This is a genomic window from Streptomyces sp. 3214.6 (assembly GCF_900129855.1).
Lineage (GTDB): Bacteria > Actinomycetota > Actinomycetes > Streptomycetales > Streptomycetaceae > Streptomyces > Streptomyces soliscabiei.
This window is the reverse complement of sequence record NZ_LT670819.1, coordinates 1,109,010-1,131,636: the sequence shown is the minus strand read 5'-3', so window position 1 is coordinate 1,131,636 and position 22,627 is coordinate 1,109,010. Positions and strand designations below refer to the sequence as shown.

The following is a 22,627-nucleotide window of genomic DNA, read 5'->3' as shown; positions in this document are numbered from 1 at the left end:
GGCGTGGGGGAGACCCCGTCTCACCGTGTGGCGAGCCGGGCCTCCGCCGCGCGCCACCGCTCGGCGCCGCCCTGTGGCTCGTAGCGGGTCAGGGGCTGCGTACGGGCCAGCAGCCGGCGCATCTCGGCGCGATCGCCGACCAGCCCGTGCGCCCGGGCCTGGACGAGCACGTTGCCGAGTGCGGCCGCCTCCGTCGGACCGGCCACCACCGGCAGCCCGCAGGCGTCGGCGGTGAGCTGGCACAGCAGCGCGTTGCGGGTGCCGCCGCCGACGATGTGGACGACGTCGACCGGGTGGTCGGCGAGCCGCTGCGCCTCGGCGACGGCCCGCCGGTGGGCGAGGGCGAGGGAGTCGAGGATGCAGCGCGTGATCTCGGCGGGAGAGACGGGCACCGGCTGCCCGGAGGCACGGCACGCCTCGGCGATCCGCTCCGGCATCCGCCCGGGCGCCAGGAAGGCCGCGTCCCCGGCGTCCACGACCGACCGCAGCGCCGGCACGGCCGCCGCCTCCCGCAGCAGGGCGCCCAACTCCGGGTCGCCCCAGGCCCGTACGCACTCCTGGAGCAGCCACAGTCCCATGATGTTGCGCAGGTAGCGGACCGTGCCGTCGAGGCCCAGCTCGTTGGTGAAGTTGGCGGCGCGGCTCGCCTCGGTGAGCACGGGCGCGTCCAGCTCCAGTCCGACCAGGGACCAGGTGCCGGTGCAGATGTAGGCGAACCGTTCGCCGACCGCGGGGACGGCTGCCACGGCCGACGCCGTGTCGTGCGAGCCGACGGCCGTCACTGGCACGGGCCCGGTCAGCCCCGTCTCCTCCAGCACCTCCGCCCGCAGCAGCCCGGCGGGATCGCCGGGCCGGCGCAGCGGAGCGAACAGCTCCAGGTCGATGCCCAGCCGGGCGGCGACGTCGTAGGACCAGTCGCCCGTGCGGGGATCGATGAGCTGGGTGGTGGAGGCGTTGGTGAGCTCGGTGCCCTGCTCGCCGGTCAGCCAGTACGTCAGCAGATCGGGAATGAGCAACAGCCGCCGCGCCTGCGCCAGTTGGGCCGATGAGGCCGCGGCCGTCAGCTGGTACAGGGTGTTGAACGGCGCGTACTGCAGGCCGGTCGCCGCATACAGCTCGGCCGCCGGGACGGCTGCCCACACCTTCTCCGCGACGCCCTCGGTCCGGGCGTCGCGATAGTGCACGGGGTTGCCGAGCAGCGCCCCGTCGGCGTCGAGCAGGCCGTAGTCCACGGCCCAGCTGTCGATGCCGACCGAGTCCACCGGGCCGGCCGCCCGCAGCCCGTCCAGCACTCCCGCGTACAGGGACAGCACATCCCAGCGCAGCCCCTCCGGAACCCGGACCGGCCGGTTGGGGAAGCGGTGCGCCTCCGCCAGCTCCAGCGAGTCCGGGCTCACCCGGCCGACCATGACCCGCCCACTGGACGCGCCGAGGTCGACGGCGGCGTACGACTTCACGGCCGTCACCGGAGGAACGCGGCCGCCACACCCGCGTCGACGGGGACGTGCAGTCCGGTGGTGTGGGTGAGCTCCCCGCCCGTCAGCGCGAGCACGGCGTTCGCGACATGCTCCGGCAGCACCTCACGCTTGAGGATGGTCCGCTGCGCGTAGAACTCGCCCAGCTTCTCCTCCTGGACCCCGTACACGGCCGCCCGCTGGGCACCCCAGCCGCCGGCGAAGATGCCGGAGCCGCGCACCACGCCGTCCGGGTTGACCCCGTTGACGCGGATGCCGTGCTCGCCCAGCTCGGCGGCCAGCAGCCGCACCTGGTGGGCCTGGTCGGCCTTGGTGGCGGAGTAGGCGATGTTGTTGGGCCCGGCGAACACGGCGTTCTTCGACGCGATGTAGACGATGTCGCCGCCCAGTCCCTGAGCGATCATCACCCGAGCCGCCTCACGCGAGACGAGGAACGAACCGCGGGCCATGATGTCGTGCTGGAGGTCCCAGTCCTTCGCGGAGGTCTCCAGCAGCGGCTTGGAGATGGAGATCCCGGCGTTGTTGACGACGAGGTCGACCCCGCCGAAGGCGAGCGCGGCGGCCTTGAAGGCGCCGGCGATCTGCTCCTCGGACGTCACGTCGACGGTGACGGCGACGGCCTTGTCCGGCCCGCCCAGCTCCTGAGCGACGGCGACGGCGTTCTCGGCGTTGAGATCGGCGACGACGACACACGCGCCCTCGGCGACCAGCCGATGCGCGATCGCCTTCCCGATCCCGCTCCCGGCGCCCGTCACCAGCGCCACCCGGGTGGCGAGCGGCTTCGGCTTCGGCATCCGCTGGAGCTTGGCCTCCTCCAGCGCCCAGTACTCGATGCGGAACTTCTCCGACTCCTCGATCGGCGCGTAGGAGGACACCGCCTCGGCCCCGCGCATCACGTTGATCGCGTTGACGTAGAACTCGCCGGCCACCCGGGCCGTCTGCTTGTCCTTGCCGAAGGAGAACATGCCCACCCCGGGCACCAGCACGATCGCCGGGTCGGCGCCGCGCATGGCGGGGGAGTCGGGCTCGGCGTGCCGCTGGTAGTAGGCGGCGTACTCCTCGCGGTAGCCGGCGTGCAGCTCCTTCAGCCGCGCGATCGCCTCCTCCAGCGGAGCGCCCGGCGGCAGGTCGAGGACCAGCGGCCGCACCTTGGTGCGCAGGAAGTGGTCCGGGCAGGAGGTGCCGAGCGCGGCGAGCCGCGGGTGCTCGGCCCGTGCCATGAAGTCCAGCACGGCGTCGGAGTCGGTGAAGTGCCCGACCTGCGGCTTGTCCTGCGAGGCGAGGGCCCGCACGTACGGCGCGAGCGCGGCGGCCCGCTCCCGCCGCTCGTCCTCGGGCAGTGCCTCGTAGCCGTCGATGAGGGGACCGAAGGGCTCGGCCCTCCCCTTCTCCGCGAGGAAGGCCTCGGCGGTGCGGATGATGTGCAGCGAGTTGCGCTCGCACTCCTCGGCGGTGGCCCCCCAGGCGGTGATGCCGTGTCCGCCGAGGACCACACCGATCGCCTGCGGGTTGGCTTCCTTGATCGCGGCGATGTCCAGCCCCAGCTGGAACCCGGGCCGCCGCCAAGGCACCCAGGCCACCGTGTCGCCGAAGCACTCGGCGGTGAGCTTCTCCCCGTCGGCCGCGCAGGCGAGCGCGATCCCGGAGTCGGGGTGCAGATGGTCCACGTGGGCGGCGTCGACGAGGCCGTGCATGGCGGTGTCGATCGACGGCGCCGCACCGCCCTTGCCGTGCAGGCAGTAGTCGAACGCGGCGACCATCTCGTCCTCGCGCTCGACACCGGGGTAGACGTCGACGAGGCCGCGCAGCCGGTCCAGCCGCAGCACGGCCAGCCCGGCCTCGGTGAGCGTCCCGAGGTCCCCGCCGGACCCCTTCACCCACATCAGCTCGACATCCCCACCGGTCACAGGATCGGTCTCGGTGCCCTTGGCGGACGCGTTCCCGCCGGCGTAGTTGGTGTTACGCGGATCAGCGCCGAGCCGATGAGAACGGGCGATGAGCGCAGCGGCTTCGGGATGCGGTGCCATGACTGTCTTTTCCTAACTACTTGAACACGGGTGAGGGGAGCGCCCCAGAGGGGCGCGGGGAACTGCGCGGCCGGCCACAACGGGCCCGCAGTCCGCGACGAACAGATCCAGGCAGACGCTCACGCCCCCCAACCGGCCTGCTCCCCACCAACCCGCTCGACAACGATCTTCTCGGCCCACCCGGACCTCCGGTAGGCCGCCATCGGCTCGGGGTCCAGCCCCATCTCCTCCCGTACCTCGCGAAGAAGCGGCCGCACGTCTGTGTTGTACGCGTCCATCAGCACGGCGTTGGCCTCCAGGACATCCCCCGAAGCCTGCGCAGCGGAAAGCGCCGACCGGTCGACCAGCAGCGCCTTCGCCGTGGCCTCCTGCACGTTCATCACGGAACGGATGATCGCCGGGATCTTCGCCTCGATGTTGTGGCACTGGTCGAGCATGAACGCCACGTCGGACGTGAACCCGCCCCCGCGCACCACCTCGTACATGATCCGGAACAGCTGGAACGGGTCGGCGGCGCCGACCATCAGGTCGTCGTCGGCGTAGAACCGCGAGTTGAAGTCGAACCCGCCGAGCTTCCCCTCCCGTAGCAGCGTGGCGACGATGAACTCGATGTTGGTGCCGGGCGCGTGGTGCCCGGTGTCGACGACGACCTGGGCCTTCGGTCCGAGCTTCAGACAGTGCGCGTACGCCGTCCCCCAGTCCGGCACATCCGTCGAGTAGAACGCGGGCTCGAAGAACTTGTACTCGAGCAGCATCCGCTGCCCGTCGCCCAGCCGGGCGTAGACCTCGGCCAGGCCCTCGGCCAGCCGGTCCTGCCGGCCGCGGAGGTCGTCCTGCCCGGGATAGTTGGTCCCGTCGGCGAACCACAGCTTCAGATCGGCCGAGCCCGTCGCGTCCATGATGTCGACGCACTCCAGCAGATGATCGAGCGCCTTGCGCCGCACGGCCGCGTCCGGGTGGCAGATGCTGCCCAGCTTGTAGGCGTCGTCCTGGAAGGTGTTGGAGTTGATCGCCCCGAGCTTCACGCCCCGGTTCTCGGCATGTTTCGCAAGTGCGGAGTAGTCCTCCACCTTGTCCCACGGAATGTGCAGCGCGACGGTCGGGGCGACGCCGGTGAACGCGTGCACCTGCGCCGCGTCGTCCAGCTTCTCCTGCGGGGTGCGCGGAACGCCCTGCTGGGCGAACACCTTGAAGCGGGTCCCCGAGTTCCCGTACGCCCACGACGGCGTCTCGACGGCCTGGGTCTTCAACGCGGCCTTCACCGCGGCGAGGTCGGTCACTTCGGGCTCCTGTGACATCGGTCCGGAACGGCTCCCGGATGAAACGATTCAGAACGGGAAGCTATGAGCCCGTGGGTGGAGTGTCAACCCCTCCGTCCAGGCCCGTTGTCCGTGACCGCCGCGTGACCTTCATCTATCGAAAACTTTTCGAGACGAACCCATTGACGTGACATGCCCCCCATGCCTAACGTCCCGGCAATCCAGTTGAAACCTTTCACGACGTCGTGACGGCCCCCCGGCTCTCGGTGGGAACGGTTCGCGGACGTCGTCGAGGAGCCACCCATGACCCACCCGTCCGACACGGGACCGGCCCCGGTGCTCGCGCTGAGGGACGTAGCCAAGTCCTTCGGCGCCGTACGCGCCCTGCGGGGCGTCTCCCTGGAGCTGTTCCCCGGCGAGGTGCACGCACTCGCCGGCGAGAACGGCGCGGGCAAGTCGACCCTCATCAAGACCCTCGCGGGGGTGTACCGGCCCGACGCGGGTCGGGTGCTGCTCGACGGTGAGCCCGTCGTCTTCCACGGTCCCGGCGACGCCCGCGACGCCGGCATCGCCGTGATCTACCAGGAGCCCACGCTCTTCCCCGACCTCTCGATCGCCGAGAACATCTTCATGGGCCGCCAGCCCCGGCGGGCCCTGGGCCGGATCGACCACAAGGCGACCCACGCGGCCACCGCCGCGCTGATGCAGCGCCTCGGCGTCGACCTCGACCCGGACCGCCCCGCGCGCGGCCTGTCCATCGCCGACCAGCAGATCGTCGAGATCGCCAAGGCGCTCTCGTTCGACGCCCGCGTCCTGATCATGGACGAGCCGACCGCCGCCCTCACCGGCAGCGAGGTCGCCCGCCTCTTCGGAGTCGTGCGCACCCTGCGCGAACAGGGCGCGGCCGTCCTCTTCATCTCCCACCGCCTCGAGGAGATCTTCGAGATCTGCCAGCGGGTCACCACCCTGCGCGACGGCGCCTGGATCGCGAGCGAGCCGATCGAGGGCATGGCCGAGGACGACCTGGTCCGCCGCATGGTCGGCCGCGACCTCGACGAGCTCTACCCGAAGCAGGACGTCACGCCGGGCGAGGTCGCCCTCAGCGTCCGCCGCCTCACCCGTGAGGGCGTCTTCACCGACGTCTCCTTCGAGGTCCGGCGCGGCGAGATCGTCGGCCTGGCCGGACTCGTCGGCGCCGGGCGCACGGAGGTGGCCCGGGCGGTGTTCGGCATCGACCGCTGGGACGGCGGCGAGGTCTCCGTGGACGGCCGTCCGCTCACCAACGGAGCCCCCTCCACCGCGATGTCCGCGGGCCTCGCCCTGGTCCCGGAGGACCGGCGCGCCCAGGGCCTGGTGATGGACATGTCCATCGAGCGCAACATCGGCCTCACCGGCCTGCGGACGACCGTCAGGGCCGGCCTGATGGACCGCGGCGCCGAGCGCAGCCGCTCCCTCGACTGGGCGGTCAAGCTCCAGGTGAAGTACGCCCGGATCGCCGACACCGTCAATACGCTCTCCGGCGGCAACCAGCAGAAGGTCGTCCTCGCGAAGTGGCTGGCCACCAGCCCCAAGGTGCTCATCGTCGACGAGCCGACCCGCGGCATCGACGTCGGCACCAAGGCCGAGGTGCACCGGCTGCTCAGCGAGCTCGCCGCCGACGGCGTCGCCGTCCTGATGATCTCCTCCGACCTGCCCGAGATCCTCGGCATGGCCGACCGCGTGCTGGTGATGCACGAGGGGCGCCTGACCGCCGAGATCCCCCGTTCCGACGCCACCGAGGAAACCGTGATGGCCGCAGCCACCGGGAGGGCCGCCGCATGACGGTGACCACCTCCCACGAGGCCCCCGTCGCCGAGGCGCCCAAGTCCGGCGGCACCCGGCTCGTCGACCGCGTCTTCAAGATGCGCGAACTGGCCATCCTGGTCGTCTTTCTGGTGATGATCGCCGTCACCCAGGCGGGCAACAGCGAGTTCCTGTCCGAGCAGGGCATCAAGGACCTGTTGCTCAACGCGACGATCCTGGTCCTGGTCGCCACCGGCCAGTCCCTGGTCGTCATCACCCGCAACGTCGACCTGTCGGTCGGCTCCACCCTCGGCATCAGCGCCTTCGCCGCCGGCACCTATCTGCACGGCGGCGGCAACCCGGTGATCGCGATCGTGCTGGCCGTACTGCTCGGCATCGGCTTCGGCCTGCTGAACGGCCTGCTCGTCAGCCTCGGTCAGGTGCCCGCGCTCGTCGTCACCCTCGGCACGCTGTACATCATCCGGGGCATCGACTCCATCTGGGTCGGCTCCCGTCAGATCACCGCGGCCGACCTCCCCGGCGGCTTCGTGGACTTCGGCTCCGGCGGCCTGTCCGCCGTCCCGTATCTCGCGCTCATCGCGCTGGCCGTCCTGATCGCCACCGCCTACTACCTCAAGCACTTCGGCAGCGGGCGCGAGCTGTACGCCCTCGGCTCCAACCCCGAGGCCGCCCGGCTCGCCGGCATCCCGGTCCGCAAGCGCATCCTCGCCGCGTACACCTTCTGCGGCGGCCTCGCCGGCCTTGCGGGCGCCATGTACCTGGCCCGGTTCGGCAACGTCGACTCCAGCACGGGCAGCGGCTACGAACTCACCGTCGTCAGCGCGGTCGTGGTCGGCGGCGTCGTCTTCACCGGCGGCTCCGGCAGCGTCTACGGCGCCGCACTCGGCGCGCTGCTGCTGACGTCCATCAACAGCGTGCTGCCCGCCCTGGGCGTCAGCTCGGTCTGGGTGCTGGCCATCAACGGCGTCCTGCTCCTGCTGGCCATCGCGGTCGACCGGGTCGTCGCCCTGCGGGTGGCGTCCGCGCTGAAGAAGAAGTCGGCGTCCGTCAAGCCGGCCGTAGAGAAGGGGGAGGCTCGTGCCTGAGTCCCTCAACCGAGCGATCCGCTGGGACACCGTCGTCGGCGCCCTCCTGATCGTCCTGCTGCTGTTCTCCTTCACCACCGTGGACGGATTCGGCAACGCGCTGAACCTGTCGTTCCTGATCGGCAACACCCTCCCGATCGCGCTGATCGCCCTGCCGATGACGCTGCTGGTGGTGTCCGGGGAGATCGACCTGTCGGTCGCCTCCACGGCCGGCCTGTCCGGCGCGGTGATGGGCGCCCTGTGGAACCAGGGCCTCACCATCGAGGCGATCATCCCCATCTGCCTGCTGCTGGGCGTGGTCTGCGGGCTCGTCAACGGCCTGCTCGTCACCCGGCTCGGGCTGCCGTCCCTGGCCGTCACCATCGGCACGCTGGCCGCCTACCGGGGCATCGCGCAGATCGTGCTCGGCTCCGACGCGGTCACCGACTTCCCCACCCAGTACCTCGACTTCGCGGCCGGACGCGTCGGGGACAGCTTCCTCCCGCAGGCCTTCCTGCCCTTCGTCGTCCTGCTCGCGATCGCGGTGGTCGTCCTGCACGCCACCCCGTTCGGCCGCTCGCTCTTCGCGATCGGCGCCAGCGAGGAGGCAGCCCGGTTCGCCGGCATCCGGGTCAAGCGACAGAAGCTGATCCTGTTCACGGTGACCGGCCTGATGGCCTCCCTCACCGGCATCTTCTGGGCCCTGCACTACGCAAGCGCCCGCTACGACAACGCCACCGGCCTCGAACTCTCCGTCATCGCGGCCGTCCTCCTCGGCGGCATCGACTTCGACGGCGGCAAGGGCACGCTCGGCGGCGCGATCGCGGGAGTCTTCCTGCTCGGCGCGGCGCAGAACGTGATGAGCCTGAAGGACGTATCCGCACAGTCGCAGATCGTCGTCACCGGCGTCCTGCTCGTCGTCTCCGTGCTCGGCCCCCGGGTCGCACGGCAGATCTCCGTCGCGAGGGCAGGCCGTAGAGCCGCCGCCTCGACCTCGACGGCTTGAGAAACAGCCCTCCTCGTAAAGGACCCACACCACCATGCGCAAGTCATCCCTCCGTCGTGCCTGCGCGGCCGTCGCCGCCGTCTCCTCCCTCGCCCTCGCCGTGACCGCCTGCGGCGGCACCACCAAGGAGGACGTGAAGAACGAGAGCACCGGCGGCGCCGCCTCCGCCGGCAAGGCCGACCCGAACGCGGCCACCAAGAAGGGCCTGACCGTCGGCTTCCTGCCGAAGCAGGTCAACAACCCGTACTTCACCTCCGCCGACAAGGGCGGCGAGGCCGCCCTGAAGGAGCTCGGCTCCAGCTACAAGGAGGTCGGTCCGTCCAGCGCGACCGACACCTCGGGGCAGGTGTCGTACGTCAACACCCTCACCCAGCAGCAGGTCGACGGGATCGCCGTGTCCGCGCAGGACCCGGGCGCCCTGTGCACCGCGCTGAAGCAGGCCATGAGCAACAAGATCAAGGTCGTCACCTACGACTCGGACACCAACCCCGAGTGCCGTAACGCCTTCGTCTCGCAGGCATCCGCCGAGGACCTGGGCCGCACCGAGGTGCAGCTGCTCGCCCAGCAGATCGGCTACAAGGGCGAGATCGCGATCCTGTCGGCCGCGCAGACCGCGACGAACCAGAACGTCTGGATCGACTTCATGAAGAAGGAGCTGGCGGACCCGAAGTACAAGGACATCAAGCTCGTCAAGGTCGCGTACGGCAACGACGACGCCCAGCAGTCCTTCCAGCAGACCCAGGGCCTGCTCCAGCAGTACCCGAACCTGAAGGGGATCATCTCCCCGACCACCGTGGGCATCAAGGCGGCCGCGCAGTACCTGTCGGGCTCCAAGTACAAGGGCAAGGTCAAGCTGACCGGCCTGGGCACCCCGAACGACATGCGCACCTACGTCAAGAACGGCACCGTCGACGCCTTCGAGCTGTGGGACCCCTCGAAGCTCGGCGCGCTGGCCGCGCAGACCGCGGTGGCGCTGGTCTCCGGCCAGATCACCGGCAAGGAGGGCGAGACCTTCAAGGCCGGCGGCACCACGTACACCATCGGCAAGGACGGCGTGATCAGCCTCGGCAAGCCGACCGTGTTCGACGCCAAGAACATCGACCAGTTCAACTTCTAAGTCGGGAGCGGTACTTCATGCAGCGCGTCTGTTTCCTGCTCAAGGTCCGTCAGGACCGGCTCGCCGAGTACCGCGAACGCCATGCCGCCGTGTGGCCGGAGATGCTGGACGCTCTCTCGGCCACCGGCTGGCACAACTACTCACTCTTCCTGAGAGACGACGGCCTGCTCGTCGGTTACCTGGAGACCGAGGACTTCGCGGCCGCCCAGGCCGGTATGGAGGCGGCCGAGGTCAACGCCCGCTGGCAGGCGGAGATGGCGCCCTTCTTCGAGTCGCTGGACGGCGCCCGCCCCGACGAGGCCATGAAACCGCTCACCGAAGTCTTCCACCTCGCCTGACACCCCCTGCCGTCCCCTCCCCGCCGCCCTTCCCCCGCCCCCTCGCCCTTCTGCTCTCGCACGACAACGGAGTCCCCCGAGATGAGACGACGCACCCTGCTGGCCGGCGCCCTCCTCAGCGCCGCGGCTTCCCCCGTCCTCGCCGCCGGCACCGCACGCGCCGCCGACCCAGGCCCCTCGGTCACCAGGAAGACCACCACCCGACTCGACGCGACGGCCATCTTCTTCGTCTCCTACGACGGCCTGGTCAACAACAACTCGTTCCAGAAGAACGGCCTGCTGACCTACAAGGGCTACCAGTACGCCACCTGGTACACCTCCACCGGCAACGCGGTCGTCGCCCGCCGCGTCCTCGGCGGCAGCACCTGGTCGACCGTGACCCTCTCCCACGTCCTCAAGGCCAGCGACTCCCACAACGTCATCTCCATGGGCGTCTCCAAGATCGACGGCCGGCTCCACCTCAACATGGACTCCCACAGCGACGGCTTCTTCTACGTGAAGTCGGCAGCCGGACTCCTCGACAACCCGGCGACCACCTCCTGGACGTCCTCCGTCTTCGGCGCCGTGCAGACCACCCTCGACGGCCTCGCCCTCACCTCGCAGTTCACCTACCCGCAGTTCGTCTCCACGCCCGAGGGCAAGCTCCAGCTCAGCTACCGGGTCGGCATCTCCGGCAACGGCCGCAACGCCCTCGCCGAGTACGACGGGTCGACGTGGACGAACCTCGGCGAATGGTCGAGCTCCACCGGCACCTACACCAGCGAGCACGGCTCCAGCACGGCCCGCAACATGTACCTGCACGGCATCGACTACGACGTCAACGGCCGGCTGCACTCCTTCTTCACCTGGCGTGAGCAGAACGGCGCCGTGATGTGCTCCAGCGGCGGCATCACCAACCACGACACCGGCTACGTCTACTCCACCGATCGCGGCCGCACCTGGCGCAACAACGCGGGCACGCTCGTCGGCACCACCGGCACCTCCGACACGGTCGCCGTCACCGACTCCGGTCTGGTCGTCGACCCCCTCAACCCCGACCACTCCCTGATGAACCAGGAGAGCCAGGCCACCGACTCCACCGGCCTCCCGCACGCCGTCATCAGCTACGTGCCCGGCCGCTTCGGCCAGTGCACCACGAACTACGTCAGCGACCGCACCGCCAACGGCCGCGCCTTCCATCTGCGCAAGAACTCCTCCGGCAGCTGGCAGAAGACGGAGATCCCCGTCGTCCTCGGCTCCAGCCAGCGCACCAAGCTGATCCTGGACAAGTACGACAACGCGTACGCGATCTTCCCCTTCGGGCGGATCGCCGGCGCCTCGAAGTCCTCCGGCTACACGGACTGGACGGTGCTGTTCGACGGCAGCGGCCTCAACGCCTTCGGCGAGGTCGTGATCGACGAACTGCGGGTCAAGGCCGACAACACGCTGTCGTTCATGTACCAGGAGAAGTCGAGCGGGACGACCCCCTCGGCGCTCCACGTCATCGACTTCGCCCTGCCCGCATGACCCGCACACAGACACGGACAGGGGCGCGGCGGCCTGACGGTAATGTGAAGGCCGTCCCGCCTTGCCCCGTTCACCTGGAGGTCCCCGCCTGATGGCCCATTCGGTGGGAATCAAGGACGTCGCCCGTGCCGCCGGAGTCTCCGTCGGCACGGTGTCCAACGTCATCAACCGCCCGGACACCGTCGCCACCGAGACCCGCGCCCGGGTGCTCTCGGCGATAGACCGGCTCGGCTACGTCCGCAGCGAGTCGGCCCGCCAACTGCGCGCGGGCCGCAGCAGGATCATGGGGCTGCTCGTCCTCGACATGGGCAACCCCTTCTTCGTGGACGTCGCCCGTGGCGCCGAGCGGGCCGCGCGGGACGCCGGGCTCGGCGTGATGGTCTGCAACAGCGCCGAGAGCGCCGGCGAGGAGGCCGAGTACCTGTCGCTCTTCGCCGAGCAGCGGGTGCGGGGCGTGCTGCTCACCCCGGCCGACGCCACCGGCCGCAACATCGACTCCTTCCGCCGGCACGGCATCCCCTTCGTGCTCGTCGACCGGGTCTCCGAGGGCACCACCGAGTGCTCGGTGTCGGTGGACGACGTGGCGGGCGGCGCGCTCGCCGTACGGCATCTCATCGACGCCGGACACCGCTCCATCGCCTACGTCAGCGGCCCGCCCGGCTTCACCCAGGTCCGCGACCGCCGCACCGGCGCGCTGAACGCGCTCGCCGAGGCGGGCCTCGGCCCCGAGCACCTGCGCGAGCTGCCCACCGAACGCCTCGACGTCGCCGCCGGCCGGGACGCGGGCGCCCGGCTGCTCGGCCTCGCCGACCGGCCGACGGCCGTGTTCTGCGCCAACGACCTGCTCGCCCTCGGCGTCCTGCAGGCCATGTACGCGGCCGGCGTCGGGGTCCCCGACGACCTCGCCATCGTCGGCTACGACGACATCGAGTTCGCCGCCGCGGCCGCCGTCCCCCTCACCTCCGTGCGCCAGCCCGCCGTCACCATGGGTGCCCTCGCCGCGGAGATGCTGCTGGAGGAGACCGAGGAGAGCGAGGAGAGGGGAGCGCACGCCGGACGGCACGAACACCGGCGGGTCGTGCTCCAGCCGGAGCTGGTGGTGCGCCGGTCCAGCCTCTCGGCGCGCTGAGCTGCGGTTCAGTAACCGTGCTGTGCGGCCGATCGGCAGGAGTCATGATCCCCCGGACTCCGGAGCCGCCCGGACATGTGCTGGACTGGGACGCGGTCCGCTTCACCGATCGCCCCGGGAGCCCCCTGTTGTCCGTCAGCTACCGCCAGCCAGGCGTCGTCCTCACCGACCGCCGCTTCACCGTGCCCCTCGACCACGTCGACCCGGCCGGGGAGACGATCGGGCTCTACGCCCGTGAGGTCGTCGCGAGCGACAAGGCGGACCAGGACCTGCCCTGGCTGGTCTACCTTCAGGGCGGCCCCGGCTTCGGCGCCAACCGGTTCGTCGGCAAACCGGCCTGGCTCGGCCGCGCGCTGGAGGAGTACCGGGTCCTCCTCCTCGACCAGCGCGGCACCGGCCACTCCACCCCCGCCAACCGCCAGACGCTCCCGCTGCGCGGCGGACCGGCCGACCAGGCCGACTACCTCACGCACTTCCGCGCCGACTCCATCGTCCGCGACTGCGAGCTGATCCGCCGTGAGGTCACCGGCGGCGCCCCCTGGACCGTCCTCGGCCAGAGCTTCGGCGGCTTCTGCACGGTCACCTACCTCTCCTTCGCCCCCGAGGGCCTCGCCGCCGCCGTCATCACCGGCGGCCTGCCCTCCCTCGACGCCCACGCCGACGACGTCTACCGCGCCGCCTACCCGCGCATGGAGCGCAAGGTCGCCGCGCACTACACGCGCTACCCGCAGGACGTCGAACGCGTCCGCCGCATCGCCGACCACCTCCTGCACCACGAGGTGACGCTCCCGGCCGGCTACCGGCTCACCGTCGAGGCCTTCCAGACGGTCGGCATCCTTCTCGGCGGCAGCGAGGGCAGCCACCGCCTGCACCACCTCCTCGAGGACGCCTTCGTCCCCACCCCGCAGGGCCCGGAGCTGTCCGACGCCTTCCAGGAGGAGATCCAGAGCCTCCTGTCCTATGCCGGACACCCCCTCTACGCCCTCGTCCACGAGGCCGTCTACGGCCAGGACGCCCGCCCCACCGCCTGGGCCGCAGACCGGGTGCGCGCCGAGTTCCCGCAGTTCGACGCGGCGAAGACCCTCGCCGGCGACGGACCGCTGCTGCTCACCGGCGAGACCGTCCACCCCTGGATGTTCGACGCCGACCCGGCGCTGCGCCCGCTGCGCGAGACCGCCGAACTCCTCGCCGCCCGCACCGACTGGCCGCCGCTGTACGACCCGGCCCGCCTCGCCGCCAACGAGGTCCCGGTCGCGGCCGCGATCTACCACGACGACCTGTACGTCGACACCGCCCACTCGCTGAGCACCGCCCGCGCCGTCCGCGGCCTGCGCACCTGGGTCACCGACGAGTTCGAACACGACGGCGTCCGGGCCGGCGGCCCCCGTGTCCTGGACCGCCTGCTCGCCCTCACCCGCGACGAGGCCTGACGCCGGCGTCACCGCCACTGCCACCGTCCCGGGCACTGCCACCGGCACCGGCTAGTCTGCCGACATGACGGAGCCGACGACCGCCCAGCTCGAACCCATGCCCGAGGACTGGCGGCGTGCCCTGGCCGTGGTGGCACACCCGGATGACCTGGAGTACGGGTGCTCCGCGGCGGTCGCGGCCTGGACCGACGCCGGCCGCGAGGTCGCCTACGTCCTGGCCACCCGCGGTGAGGCGGGCATCGACACCCTCGCGCCCGCCGAGTGCGCCCCGCTGCGCGAGCGGGAGCAGCGGGCGAGCGCGGCCGTGGTGGGCGTGTCGACGGTCGAGTTCCTCGACCACCGGGACGGCGTCATCGAGTACGGGCTCGCCCTGCGCCGGGACATCGCCGCCGCGATCCGCAGACACCGTCCCGAACTGGTCATCACCCTCAACCACCGCGACACCTGGGGCGGGGTCGCCTGGAACACCCCCGACCATGTCGCCGTCGGCCGCGCCACCCTGGACGCGGCCGGGGACGCAGGCAACCGCTGGATCTTCCCGGAACTCACCGAGCAGGGCCTGGAGCCGTTCGACGGTGTGCGCTGGGTCGCCGTGGCCGGCTCTGTGACGCCCACTCACGCCGTGGACGCGTCGGCGGGACTGGAGCGGGCGGTCGGCTCGCTCCTCGAACACCGCACGTACATCCAGGCGTTGACCGACGAGGAGCCGGAAGCGTACGCACGGCGGTTCCTGACCGGGGTGGCTCAGTCCGTGGGCGAGCGGTTCGGCGGGCGGCCGGCCGTGGCGTTCGAACTGTTCAGCCGATAGGGCGGTGCCGCAGGTCAGTAGGGTGGAGGGCATGCAAGAGACGACGGTGGACCGGAACACCCTGCGCGGCGACTGCGGGAACTGCTTCGGCCTGTGCTGTGTGGCCCTGCCCTTCGCCCGCTCCGCGGACTTCGCGATCGACAAGCCCGCCGGCAAGGCGTGCCCCAACCTGGGCGAGGACCACCGCTGCGGCATCCACGCCCGGCTGCGCCAGAAGGGCTTCACCGGCTGCACGGTCTACGACTGCTTCGGCGCCGGGCAGAAGGTCTCCCAGGTCACCTTCGGCGGCCGGGACCCGCGTACGGCCCCGCGCGAGGAGGCCCGCCGCATGTCCGAGGTGTTCCCGGTCGTCCGGCAGCTCCACGAACTCCTGTGGTACGTCACCGAGGCGCTCGCCCTTCCCGCCGCCCGCCCGATCCACGCCGAACTGCGCCGGGCCCTGGCGAAGACCGAGGAACTCACCGCTCTGACCCCGGACGAGCTGACCGTGCTCGACGTGCCGGCGCACCGCCAGGACGTCAATGTGCTGCTCCTGAAGACCAGCGAGCTGGTCAGGGCCGGGACCGGCGGCCGTAAGAAGGAGCGCCGGGGCGCCGATCTGATGGGCGCCCGGCTCAAGGGCGCCGACCTGCGCGGCGCGAACCTGCGCGGCGCCTGTCTGATCGCCGCCGACCTCACCGGCGCGGACCTGCGTCGAGCGGACCTGATCGGCGCCGACCTGCGTGACACCGACCTGACGGACGCCGATCTGACCGGCGCGTTCTTCCTGACCCAGCCGCAGCTGAACGCGGCCCGGGGGAGCGCGGGCACGAAGCTGCCGGAGTCAGTCGCCCGCCCCGCGCACTGGACAGCGGGCCTCTGAGGGCGCCGCTGCCCCGCTCTCCTCACCGGCGGCGCCGCTCTCCTCACCCGCCGCCGGGCCGCCCGGCGGCGGAGTGCGCCGCTCCAGGTGCAGACGCAGCCCGTCCGGCATCAGTGTCAGCCGTTCCGTGACGCGCAGCCGGTACGCCGGGTCGGGCCGCAGCTCATAGCGGCGCAGCAGCAGTCCGAGTACCAGCGTCGCCTCGTGCAGCGCGAACTGCCGTCCGATGCAGGCCCGTGCCCCGGTGCCGAACGGCTTGAAGGTGTGCGGGGCGCGGGCGCGTACGGCCTGGGCGTCGAAGCGGTCCGGGTCGAAGCGCTCCGCGTCCGGCCCCCACACCTGGGGGTCGCGGTGCAGCATCGCCGTGAGCACCAGCGCCCAGCCGCCCCGCCGCATCGGATGCTCCCCGCCCAGGACGGTGTCGGCGCGGGCCTCCCGGGCGAAGGCGGGCGCCGTCGGCCACAGCCGCAGCGCCTCGTCGAGGACCCGGCGGACGTACCGCAGCCTGGCCACCTGGTCGTACCGAGGCACCGCCGCGTCCCCCCACACCTGGTCCACCTCGGCGCGGGCGCGGGCCGCGATCTCCGGGTGGAGCGAGAGGTAGTGCAGGGCGAAGGAGAGCGCGCCCGAGGTGGTCTCGTGGCCGGCGACCAGGAAGGTGATGACCTGCCGCCGCACGTTCTGCGCCGACAGCCGTTCGCCCGTCTCGGGGTGGGCGGTCTCCAGCATCCGGTCGAGCAGGTCGCCGTCCCCGCCGCCCTGCTCGCGGCGCGCCCGCACCAGGTCGTCGACGGTGCGGTCGAGGTAGGCGATGTCGGCCTCGTTGCGGCGCGTGGCCCGTCGCAGCAGCGCGGGGGAGGGCACGGTGTTGAGGCGCTGCGCATAGCTGAGGGTGCCCACCATCGCCGTCACGAAGGGGTGCGGCCGGTTGCGCTCGAAGGACCCGAAATCGTGCCCGAAGCCGGTGCGCGAGATCGTCTCCAGGGTCAGCTTGGTCATGTCGCCGGGCACGTCCACCGCCCGGCCCGCGGCCAGTTCCCGGTCCCAGTGGCCGGTGAGCCGCTCCGCCACGTCCAGCATCATCGGGTGATAGGCCGCCATTGCCTCGCGGCTGAACCCCGGGGCCAGGACGTCGTGTGCGAGCTGCCAGTTCGGCTCGTGGTTGTACGCCGTGAACAGGGCGTCCCCGACGACGGGCCGCAGGTTGGCTATGCCCAGCCCCACGTGCTTGGCGAACCGCGTCTCGTCCGCCATGTCGGCGGCGAGCTTCGCGCCCCACACGAACACGAACTCCCGGCCGAACGCCTTGCGCCGGTAGATCGGCCCGAGCTGCTCGGCGTAGCGCATGGAGTCCTGCAGGGGGGTGCGTCGGCTCGCGCCGAGGACGTCGCCGAGCAGCGGGAGCCGGCGCGGTGGATGCGGAATGCGCTCCAGCTCGGGCCAGCCGAGCTCCGCGCCGCGGAATCCTTTCGGCAGTACCTCGGTCGTGCCCTCGGTGGCCGACCCCGTCGTCCCCGTCGTCCCCGTCGTCTCCGCCATGACGCGATCTCCCTTGATGCAGCGGCACGTTGAGCATGTTGTACGTGGGTTCAATAACGCGGCTCAGTCTGGTCCCGCTGTTGAACCGGCGTCAAGTAAGGTGCGGGCATGGCCGCGAACCAGGGGGAGCGCACCCGGCGTCGACTGAGTACCGGGGAACGCAGGGAGCAACTCCTGTCGGTCGGCGCGCGGCTGTTCTCGGAAAGCCCCTACGACGAGGTGTGGATCGAGCAGGTCGCCGAGATCGCCGGCGTCTCGCGCGGGCTGCTGTACCACTACTTCCCCACCAAACGGGACTTCTTCGCGGCGGTCGTCGAGCGCGAGAGCGAGCGGATGCTGCGTATGACGGCGGCGGTCCCCGGCGTCCCGGTCCGTGAACAGCTGGCGTCGGGCCTGGATGCCTTCCTGGAGTATGTGGAGACCCACGCCCACGGCTATCGCGCCTTCCATCGCGCGGACGCGGCCGGCGACCAGGCGGTGCGCAAGGTCTATCAGCGGGCCCTGGTGGCACAGGAGCGCCAGATCCTGGCGGCCCTCGGCGCCGACCCCGAGTTCGGCCCGGTCTTCGAGGAGCGGCCCGACGTACGGCTGGCGGTGCGCGGCTGGCTGGCCTTCACCACGGCGGTCTGTCTGGAGTGGCTGCGCGGGCCGGACCTGTCACGGGATCAGGTGCGGGAGCTGTGTACGCGGGCGCTGCTGGGGGTCATGTCGGCTCCGGGGTGATTTCGGACAGGGAGCCTTGGGGCAGTGGTTGGCGCGACCATGGAACTCCGATAGGTTAGGCAAGGCTTACCTAAGGAGGTTTTGGGATGGGTGACAGCCAAAGCTGGGCGGCCCTGCCGTCCGCCGCCGCGCAGGCCCGATCGGTGCTCGCGGCCTCGTGGTCGTGCGCCGTGACCGCGGACGGCGGACGCGAGGAGTTCGTCGGCGCGCACACCGTCGACGAGAACGGCCGGGTGATCCTGCGGGCGCCCGAGGACAGCGCCCTGCGCACCGCGGCGATCTGCGCACCCCGCGGCGAGCCGTCCGCCGTGCTGGAGTTCGCCGACCCGGCGCCCGTTCCCGTACGCAGCCGTGTCCGCGCCCGGCTCTGGCTGGCGGGCTGGTTCACCCCGGAGAGCGACCAGCTCGCCTTCCATGCCACCCGCGTCGTGCTGAAACCGCCCACCGGCGCGGTCGTCGTCGCCCTCGAGGAGTTCACGCGGGCCCGCCCCGACCCGCTCGCCACCGCCGAGGCCCAGCTGCTCACGCATCTCGCCGACGCCCACCCCGACGCCGTCGAGCGGCTCACCCGGCTCGTCCGGCGCGACAGCCTGCACGGCGCTGTCCGCGTTCAGCCGCTCGCCGTCGACCGGCACGGACTGACGCTGCGCATCGAGCGCGCCCGTGCCCATGGCGACGTCCGCCTGCCCTTCCACGCGCCCGCCGACGACGTCGCACAGCTCACCGAGCGCATGCACGTCCTGCTCACCCAGGCCGCGGCCGCCTGCCCGCGCGCCCTACAGCGGCAGCGCACAGACGGCGACGGGTGACGCGAACGGCTCACCCGCGAGCCGCAGCCCACCGCTCGCGCCGTCCACCCGGAACACGCTGACCGTGCCGGAGCGCTGGTTGGCGGCGAAGAGCAGGCCGCCGTCCGGCGAGAGGGCGATCTGCCGAGGGAAGTCCCCGTCCACCGGCACCGTGCCGAGCAGCCGCAGCCGGGCCCCGTCCGCCTCCACGGCGTAGCGGGCGAGGCTGTTGTCGCCGCGGTTGGCGAGGAAGGCGTACGCGCCGTCCCGCGTGACCGCCAGCTGCGCCGGGTAGTTGGTGCCCGCCTTCGAGCCCGTGGACTGCGGCTTCCCGATCGTCAACCGGCCACTGGACGCTTCGTACATGCAGACCGTGACCGTGTCGTCGGCCTCGTTCGCGAGGTAGGCGTACCGGCCGCCGGGATGGAACGTGAGATGGCGCGGACCGGCGCCCGCACGGGTGTGCGCCTGCGCGACCTCCGTGAGCGTGCCCGCCTTCTCGTTCAGGCGGTAGCTGTACACCGTGTCGGTGCCGAAGTCGACGGCGAGGACATGGCCGCCGTCCGGAGCCGTGATGAACTGGTGGGCGTGCGGCCCCTGTTGGCCCTGCCGGGGCGCCGGACGGGTGTGCGTTTCCATGGCGGTGCGGTCGCCGAGCGCCCCCGAGGCGTCGATCGGGTGCACGGCCACACTGCCCGAGCCGAAGTCGGCGCTCAGCAGCCACCGCCCGCTCGGATGCACCGACACATGGCAGGTGTGCGCCCCGCCCGTGGCCCAGCTGCCCAGCACCTTCTCGTCGGACAGCCGTACGGCCGTCACGGCGCCCGCCTCGCGTTCGTCCGCCGCGTAGAGCGTTCGGCCGTTCGGGTGCACCGCGAGGTACGACGGGTCCGGGACGCCGGTGATCGCGCCCCGGCCGGTGATCCGCCCCGAGCCGGGGTCGTACGAGGCGACGCCGATGCCCTTCCCGCCGCCCTCGGCGGAGGTGTAGGTGCCCACGTAGAGCGGCCGGGGACCGGAGGGGCTCGGCGAGGCCTGCGGCGTGGACACCGTCGAGGCGGACGCTGACGGCTGCTGGGGCGGCGCGGCCTGCGGGGCTTGCTCGGCGTCCGGTGAGCCGCCGGCACTGCCGCTGCCGCACCCGGCCAGGGCCGACGCCGCCGCCGCGCCGCCGAGCACCCCGACGAAGCGGCGCCTGCTCCAGCGACCGTCGGCCGCGTCCGTCCCACTGCTCATGCCCGCACCTCAGGTCGTCGTCCGCATCCTCCGTGACAGCCACCTTGACGCGGACCGGCCGTCGAACGCAAAAGCGGAAAACGCGGCGGGCTACCAGTCGCCGTCCTCCACCGGCTTGCCCGGTGTGTCCTTGAGGTGGTGCACCTGGCCGGGGGCGGGCTGCTGCCACGGGTCCAGGTCGGCGCCGAGCCACTCGCCCACCGGCTGCACGCCGGCCAGGGTGTCGCTGGGCGCGACGTCGTGCGCGTCGTCGTCGTAGTAGTCGAACCAGGGCAGCCCGGCCTGGGTGTACGCGGCGCGGTCCACGGGGGACGGCGGGGGCTCCTCGCCGGTGATGCGCCGCCACTCCGGGGGCGTCACCAGATGCACGAAGACCCGGGCGGCCGGCCGCTCCGTGTAGTCCTCGACCGGACGGACGTCCTGGTACACCTCCTGGCGCATCGAACCGCCCACACCCAGGCCCATCGCGGCGGCCGCGCGGACCCGGGGCGCGCCGCCGGGAGCGGGTGTCGCGGCGGGCATCATCGGGGCCGCACCGGGCGGGGGCGGGGCGCCGTACGCGCGCACCGACTTCACGCTCCTCGTCTCCAGGGACCGGCGGCGCTCCGCCTCCCGCCACTCGGCCCGCTCGACCTCGTTCAGCGGGAACGACTGAAGCTGGACCCCGCCCCAGACCTCCTCGCCGGTGACCTGGCCCTCCACGGTCGCCCCGAGGCCCAGTGGCACCGCCACGAACTGGCGCACCGTACCCCTGCCCGAGTTGATGCCGTCCAGCCAGGGCTGACGAGGCAGCGTGAGGTAGTTCTGCGGGTCGCGGGAGAGCCGGCTGCTCCAGGGCTTCCCGGAGACCGCGCACACCTTGCCCGCCCCGACCTGCAGCGCGGCCGGCTCCGTCGAGCCCGCGAAGCTCAGCCACATCGCCTCACGCAGATACATCGGCAGCAGCACGCCGCCCCGAGCCAGCCACTCGGCGGGCACGGTGCCGGCATGGTCGGAGACCCGGCGGACCGGGAACGCGCCGAGGCCGGGCGGCAGGTCGTGCGTGCCCTTCTCCGGCAGCCGCAGCGTCCGCATGAAGCGCACCGCCACCCCGCCCGGCAGCCTCAGCGAGTCCCCGTCGATCCGTACGGTGGTGTCGGCCATCCGCATGCTCCCCTCGTGTCCCGCGCCGGCTCCGCCGCGGAGCCTGTCAAGGAGAACGCCGGGTGATCCCCGTACGGTTCCACAGCTCCTCCTGAACGCCGAGCCGCTCACGCAGGCGGGTCAGACGAGGCATGCGCTCGCGCTGTTCCCGTGACACGCGGTCCAGGTCCTCCAGGAGCCGGCGAGAGCGGTGCTCGGTGTCGAGCTCGTCCAGGATGCGGTTGACCTCGGTGAGCACGGCGCCGTGCAGCTGCCACTGGCGGGCGTCGTGCTGGAGCTGCTCCAGCAGCAGCTGGGCGAGCTTGTCGCGGGTGGCCACGGCCTGCCGCAGCTCGGCGGTGAGCCGGGCCTCGGCGGCGTCCGCGTTGACGCTGACACTCGTCGTGACCAGCACCGCGAAGCTGACCACCGCGTCGGCGATCTCCGACAGCAGCCGCTCCACGGTCGCCCCGGTCTCCGGCGGGAACAACGGCTGCGGTTCGCGCTCCTTGGCGAGGTCGGTGAGCGTGCGGGCGAGCACCCGCAGCACGACCGTGCAGATCTCCAGCGTGTCCAGACCGGTGCGCAGCACCACCCGGTGCAGCAGCCCCTCACGCACGCGCGGATTGAGCCGCAGGCTGTCCTCGGCCTGCCGCAGCGCCGCGTCCACCTCGACGATGTCGTGATCCAGCCGACGCGCCTCGTGCAGCCGGGCCGTCGCCTGCTCGACGGGGGTGCGGCCGGCCGCCTCCTCGCCGATGCGCAGCATCAGCTGCCGCAGCCGGCGGGCCAGCCCCTCGATCGACTCGCCCGCCTCCTCCACCCACACCGGAGGCGGCAGCAGCACATTGCAGCCGAGCCCGACGACCGCGCCGATCAGCGTCTCCACCACCCGTGCCCACGCCGTGTCCCCGACGGTGGTCACCCCGAGCACCAGCATGGCGCTGATCGCCACCTCGGGGACGTACTCGTCGACCCGCACCAGGTGCCCCACACCCAGCGAGGCCACGATCAGCAGCGCGAGGCTCCACCAGGTCAGACCCACCAGGAGGCTGAAGGCGATGGCGACGAGCACACCGGCCACCACCGCGTTCACCCGGCGGATGCCGTTGGTCAGCGTCGCGTACAGGGTGACCTGCACGACCAGCAAAGCGGTCAGCGGCGCCGTCAGCGGCAGTGCCTCGGGGCTCAGGCGCAGGGCGATGACATACGCGATCGTGGCCGCGGCGGCGGCCCGCAGCGCCTGGACGACCACGGGTTCCCGGTGGCGCTGCACCAACCGTACGAGCGGCCCCACGCGCTCACGTACATCTTGCATCCCCAGACCCGTTCCCCTTTCCCACCTGCCTCGAACGTTTTCAGCCGCGAGCGAGCCTAGATCGTCCCGTGCGGCCG

At 71.7% G+C, this 22,627-nt stretch carries 19 protein-coding genes; 12 read left to right on the top strand and 7 right to left on the bottom strand.

All coding sequences use genetic code 11. The features are described 5' to 3' along the window. Positions 1–20: 20 nt before the first annotated feature. From B5557_RS05030 to rhaI, 3 genes are all read right to left on the bottom strand, one after another. Positions 21–1,457 (bottom strand): rhamnulokinase, encoded by a 1,437-nt coding sequence (locus B5557_RS05030; protein ID WP_079664599.1) that lies wholly within the window; start codon positions 1,455–1,457, stop codon positions 21–23. A gap of 5 nt (positions 1,458–1,462) precedes the next feature. Further along, a complete protein-coding gene (locus tag B5557_RS05025; RefSeq protein ID WP_079657977.1) occupies positions 1,463–3,502 on the bottom strand; it encodes a bifunctional rhamnulose-1-phosphate aldolase/short-chain dehydrogenase in 2,040 nt (679 codons plus the stop codon). Positions 3,503–3,621: 119 nt separating this feature from the next. Next, on the bottom strand, positions 3,622–4,782 hold the full coding sequence (gene rhaI, locus B5557_RS05020; RefSeq protein WP_079657976.1) for an L-rhamnose isomerase: 1,161 nt from the start codon (positions 4,780–4,782) through the stop codon (positions 3,622–3,624). 282 nt (positions 4,783–5,064) lie between these two features. Here rhaI and B5557_RS05015 point away from each other — a divergent pair, with 282 nt between their 5' ends. From B5557_RS05015 to B5557_RS04970, 10 genes are all read left to right on the top strand, one after another. Beyond that, on the top strand, positions 5,065–6,582 hold the full coding sequence (locus tag B5557_RS05015; protein WP_079657975.1) for a sugar ABC transporter ATP-binding protein: 1,518 nt from the start codon (positions 5,065–5,067) through the stop codon (positions 6,580–6,582). Next, on the top strand, positions 6,579–7,649 hold the full coding sequence (locus B5557_RS05010) for an ABC transporter permease (RefSeq protein ID WP_079657974.1): 1,071 nt from the start codon (positions 6,579–6,581) through the stop codon (positions 7,647–7,649). Before B5557_RS05015 ends, B5557_RS05010 begins: the two co-directional genes overlap by 4 nt. After that, positions 7,642–8,634 carry an ABC transporter permease gene (locus tag B5557_RS05005; protein WP_079657973.1) on the top strand — a complete coding sequence of 331 codons (993 nt, stop codon included), beginning with the start codon at positions 7,642–7,644 and terminating at the stop codon, positions 8,632–8,634. The genes B5557_RS05010 and B5557_RS05005 overlap by 8 nt, the downstream gene beginning before the upstream one ends. A gap of 34 nt (positions 8,635–8,668) precedes the next feature. Beyond that, complete coding sequence (gene rhaS, locus B5557_RS05000) at positions 8,669–9,751, top strand: rhamnose ABC transporter substrate-binding protein (protein ID WP_079657972.1); 1,083 nt, start codon at positions 8,669–8,671, stop codon at positions 9,749–9,751. A 17-nt stretch (positions 9,752–9,768) separates the two neighbouring features. Continuing rightward, entirely contained in the window at positions 9,769–10,089 is a 321-nt protein-coding gene (locus B5557_RS04995) for an L-rhamnose mutarotase (protein WP_079657971.1), read from the top strand. An 81-nt stretch (positions 10,090–10,170) separates the two neighbouring features. After that, positions 10,171–11,595 (top strand): BNR repeat-containing protein, encoded by a 1,425-nt coding sequence (locus B5557_RS04990; RefSeq protein ID WP_079657970.1) that lies wholly within the window; start codon positions 10,171–10,173, stop codon positions 11,593–11,595. Positions 11,596–11,686: 91 nt separating this feature from the next. Further along, complete coding sequence (locus B5557_RS04985) at positions 11,687–12,724, top strand: LacI family DNA-binding transcriptional regulator (protein ID WP_079657969.1); 1,038 nt, start codon at positions 11,687–11,689, stop codon at positions 12,722–12,724. 128 nt (positions 12,725–12,852) lie between these two features. Further along, positions 12,853–14,154, top strand: coding sequence for an alpha/beta fold hydrolase (locus B5557_RS04980; protein WP_079664598.1), 1,302 nt, complete (start codon positions 12,853–12,855; stop codon positions 14,152–14,154). A gap of 64 nt (positions 14,155–14,218) precedes the next feature. Further along, positions 14,219–14,962 carry a PIG-L deacetylase family protein gene (locus B5557_RS04975; RefSeq protein WP_079657968.1) on the top strand — a complete coding sequence of 248 codons (744 nt, stop codon included), beginning with the start codon at positions 14,219–14,221 and terminating at the stop codon, positions 14,960–14,962. A 31-nt stretch (positions 14,963–14,993) separates the two neighbouring features. Next, positions 14,994–15,824, top strand: a complete 831-nt coding sequence (locus B5557_RS04970; RefSeq protein WP_079657967.1) for a pentapeptide repeat-containing protein — start codon at positions 14,994–14,996, stop codon at positions 15,822–15,824. Here the strand turns inward: B5557_RS04970 and B5557_RS04965 are convergent. After that, the gene (locus tag B5557_RS04965; protein WP_079657966.1) at positions 15,786–17,363 is read right to left on the bottom strand and encodes a cytochrome P450; all 1,578 of its coding nucleotides are present in this window, start codon (positions 17,361–17,363) and stop codon (positions 15,786–15,788) included. The two genes, B5557_RS04970 and B5557_RS04965, sit on opposite strands and share 39 nt — an antisense overlap. Positions 17,364–17,471: 108 nt before the next feature. Here B5557_RS04965 and B5557_RS04960 point away from each other — a divergent pair, with 108 nt between their 5' ends. Together B5557_RS04960 and B5557_RS04955 are read left to right on the top strand one after the other, a co-directional pair. Next, positions 17,472–18,086: a TetR/AcrR family transcriptional regulator gene (locus B5557_RS04960; RefSeq protein WP_079657965.1), complete on the top strand. Its 615-nt coding sequence runs from the start codon at positions 17,472–17,474 to the stop codon at positions 18,084–18,086. Positions 18,087–18,172: 86 nt separating this feature from the next. Next, positions 18,173–18,895, top strand: a complete 723-nt coding sequence (locus tag B5557_RS04955; protein WP_079657964.1) for a DUF2470 domain-containing protein — start codon at positions 18,173–18,175, stop codon at positions 18,893–18,895. Here B5557_RS04955 and B5557_RS04950 read toward each other — a convergent pair. The 3 genes from B5557_RS04950 to B5557_RS04940 form a co-directional block, all read right to left on the bottom strand. Further along, the gene (locus B5557_RS04950; protein WP_173877640.1) at positions 18,863–20,110 is read right to left on the bottom strand and encodes a lactonase family protein; all 1,248 of its coding nucleotides are present in this window, start codon (positions 20,108–20,110) and stop codon (positions 18,863–18,865) included. The genes B5557_RS04955 and B5557_RS04950 overlap by 33 nt on opposite strands. A gap of 90 nt (positions 20,111–20,200) precedes the next feature. Continuing rightward, positions 20,201–21,253 (bottom strand): hypothetical protein, encoded by a 1,053-nt coding sequence (locus B5557_RS04945; protein ID WP_079657963.1) that lies wholly within the window; start codon positions 21,251–21,253, stop codon positions 20,201–20,203. 46 nt (positions 21,254–21,299) lie between these two features. After that, positions 21,300–22,550 (bottom strand): FUSC family protein, encoded by a 1,251-nt coding sequence (locus B5557_RS04940; protein WP_079657962.1) that lies wholly within the window; start codon positions 22,548–22,550, stop codon positions 21,300–21,302. Positions 22,551–22,627: the final 77 nt, after the last annotated feature.